This is a genomic window from Mycobacterium sp. TH-M15 (genome assembly GCF_057473705.1).
Genome location: NZ_JBYCLB010000161.1, coordinates 1 through 2,587 on the forward strand (window position 1 = coordinate 1; position 2,587 = coordinate 2,587).

The 2,587-nt window shown below is 72.0% G+C and carries 3 protein-coding genes and 1 pseudogene; 3 read left to right on the plus strand and 1 reads right to left on the minus strand.

Features of this window, described 5'->3' with window-relative positions; genetic code table 11:
- Positions 1-313 (plus strand): acyl-CoA dehydrogenase family protein (locus AC2VNT_RS03835; RefSeq protein ID WP_486945592.1); only part of this gene is annotated, 313 nt, incomplete at its 5' end.
- On the opposite strand, the gene AC2VNT_RS03840 is transcribed toward AC2VNT_RS03835, so the two are convergent.
- The gene (locus AC2VNT_RS03840) at positions 283-924 is read right to left on the minus strand and encodes a GNAT family N-acetyltransferase (protein ID WP_486945593.1); all 642 of its coding nucleotides are present in this window, start codon (positions 922-924) and stop codon (positions 283-285) included. The genes AC2VNT_RS03835 and AC2VNT_RS03840 overlap by 31 nt on opposite strands.
- Positions 925-1,120: 196 nt before the next feature.
- Here AC2VNT_RS03840 and AC2VNT_RS03845 point away from each other — a divergent pair, with 196 nt between their 5' ends.
- Entirely contained in the window at positions 1,121-2,194 is a 1,074-nt protein-coding gene (locus AC2VNT_RS03845; RefSeq protein WP_486945594.1) for a hypothetical protein, read from the plus strand.
- Between the two features lie 135 nt (positions 2,195-2,329).
- Positions 2,330-2,587 (plus strand): annotated as a pseudogene (locus tag AC2VNT_RS03850) (iron ABC transporter permease); the annotation flags it as partial.

Consider the following 2,587-nt stretch of genomic DNA (forward strand, 5'->3'; position numbering starts at 1 on the left):
CCTGCAGGCCCGGGTGGACCTGCTGGCCCACGGGCTGGCCGGGATCGCCGCGGCCGGCCGGCTGGACCTGCGCGCCGCCGCGGCGGTGAAGGTCACCGCCGCCCGGCTCGGCGAGGAGGTACTCGGCGAATGCATGCACATCTTCGGCGGTTCGGGCTACCTGGTCGACGAGACGCCGCTGGGCCGCTGGTGGCGGGATATGAAGCTGGCCCGGGTGGGCGGCGGCACCGACGAGGTGCTCTGGGAGCTGGTGGCCGCCGGGATGCGGCCCGACCACGACGGCTACGCCGAGCTGTTCGGCGCCGCCGACTGACCCGGGTCCGGCTCGGGGCGGGCCAGCGCATACAGCGCCATCCGCCGGTTGGCCATGTCGTGCTCGCCGAGGAAGACGCAGCCGGCGAACTCGCAGAGCCGCCGCGCGGCGACGTTGCGGTGGTCGGGGTCGAACATCACCCGCCGGCAGTCCGGCTCCCGGGCGAACAGGCTGGCCACCAGCCGGGGCAGCAGCAGCGGGCCGATCCCCCGGTTGACGACCGCCAGGTCGGCGATCGCCGCGTGCAGCCCCAGGTCGTGCGGGTCGGCATCATAGCAACCGGCGATCGAGTCCTTGGCCGCCCGGTAGACCTCGACGTAGCCGTGGTCGATGCCACGCAGGCTGACCAGAAACGGTCGGGAGTAGGCCCCGGCCAACTGGGCGCGCAGGTAGCGGTGCCAACGCCCAACCGGCCAGTCCGACTCCCATGCCCGGACCAGATGCGGCCGGTTCATCCACTCGGCGATCGTCGCCGCGTCGCGGTCCGGCTGCACCGGCCGGATGCCGAACGGCGCGGCCAGCTGCGGCGCCGGCGGCGCCGGTACGGCGCGGACCTGCCCGGCCAGGCCGTCGGTGATTTCCCGGTGCAGGACCGGTGCGGCGTCAGTCATGTCGGCCAGCGAGCCTACCGGAGTGAGGGTGCACTAACCTATCCGGCCGCACCCCGCGCCGACATGAGAAACGACACATTTTTTAGGTTAGGCAACCCTTTGTAAATCGGGCGGGACGGGGGTAACTTGTGTTGCACCGAAGACGGCCCCAGGTCGCTCACGCGCACCGCGCAACAAAAGTTAAGGAGATCCGACCGTGCAGCTCACCGCCGAATCGAATGCCGCAGGCCCCGAGACCGCGGGCCTGCGCCCGGCGAACCGGCTCGGCCGGGTGGCGGTCGCCGGCCTCGCGATGGCAGGCGCCGGGTTGCTGGCGGCCGGCCCGACCGCCCCGGCGGCCGCTCGGCTCCAGCACCGCGCGGTGCAGCTGGTCGCCGGCGCCGGCCTGGACTGGTCCGACGTGCTCACCACCGCCGAGCAGAATCTCGACACCCTGCAGCACGAGTTCGCGGCGCAACCGTTCGCGGCGCTGACCCAGATCGGCGACAACGTGCGGGATTACGCCCAGCTGGTCATCGGCATGGACGACGTGCCGATCGGTTTTGACGCCGACGGTTCGGTCAAGACCATCACCTCCGGGTTCGCCGGACTCGTCGCGGGGTGGGACCAGATGCTCCACGGTTTCACCCACCCCGACGTACCGGGCCTGCTCGACCTGCCGCAGGCGGTGCTGACCAGCCTGCAGGACGGCGACCCGGTGCACGCGTTCAGCGATGTCGAGGTCTTGTTCCTGGACAGCCTGGCGGCCATGATCAAGCCGCTGGCCCCGATCGCCACCATCCCCGAGATGATGCTGCAGAACGTCACCAGCGTGGCGACCGACCTGTTCGGTCCGATGGGCCTGTACGACGTCGTCAAGGCCGTCGACAAGGCGTTCACCGAGCCGCTGCTCGGTGTCGGCTTCGAGTTCTCGGACGTCCTCGACCACGTCCAGGCCGATCTGGCCGGCGGCAACAGCCAGGGCGCGCTCGTCGCCCTCGCCGACGCACCCGCCCACCTGGCCGACGCCCTGCTCAACGGCTACCAGGCGCCCGGCAGCGACCAGCCGTTCATCGGCCTGCTCAGCGCCGGCGGAACGTTGGACAGCCTGCTGGTCACCTGGCCCCGGGAGATCGCCGACGCGCTGACCGTGGGGACGGCCGACCTGCAGGGCCTCAGCCCGGCCGCCGACGTAGCCGCCGTCCCGGGAGGCGACGTCCCGGATCTGGCCGCCCTGTTCGACCCCGGAGCCCCCAGCGACATGCTCAGCGCCCTGGCGTCGGCGCTGTGAGCCGGCCGCCGACGCGGTTGACCATCGGTAAGGCAACCCTTAGTTTGTCACGGTGGCTTGTCGAGTGGGAGATGCCGTGCGAGCGCGGCGCCGGCGCATCCGGGGCGGAGACCGGCCCGTGAGACGGGATCGTTGATGGCGCGCGGGCTGCAGGGCGCGGTGCTGCGCGGCCTGGGCGCGCGGGACCACACCGCGACCGTGCTGGAGGTGGTGCGGATCGCGCCGCACTTCGTGCGGATACGGATGGTGTCGCCGACGCTGTTCGAGGACGCGGCCGTCGAGCCCACCGCGTGGCTGCGGTTCTGGTTCCCGGACCCGGACGGGTCCGGGACCGAATTCCAGCGCGCCTACACCCTCTCCGAGGGCGACCCGGCCACCGGCCGGTTCGCCGTC

Bases quoted from the DNA above. Each gene is read 5' to 3' on its own strand.
- AC2VNT_RS03840 (WP_486945593.1), bottom strand. From the start codon at position 924: ATGACTGACGCCGCACCGGTCCTGCACCGGGAAATCACCGACGGCCTG.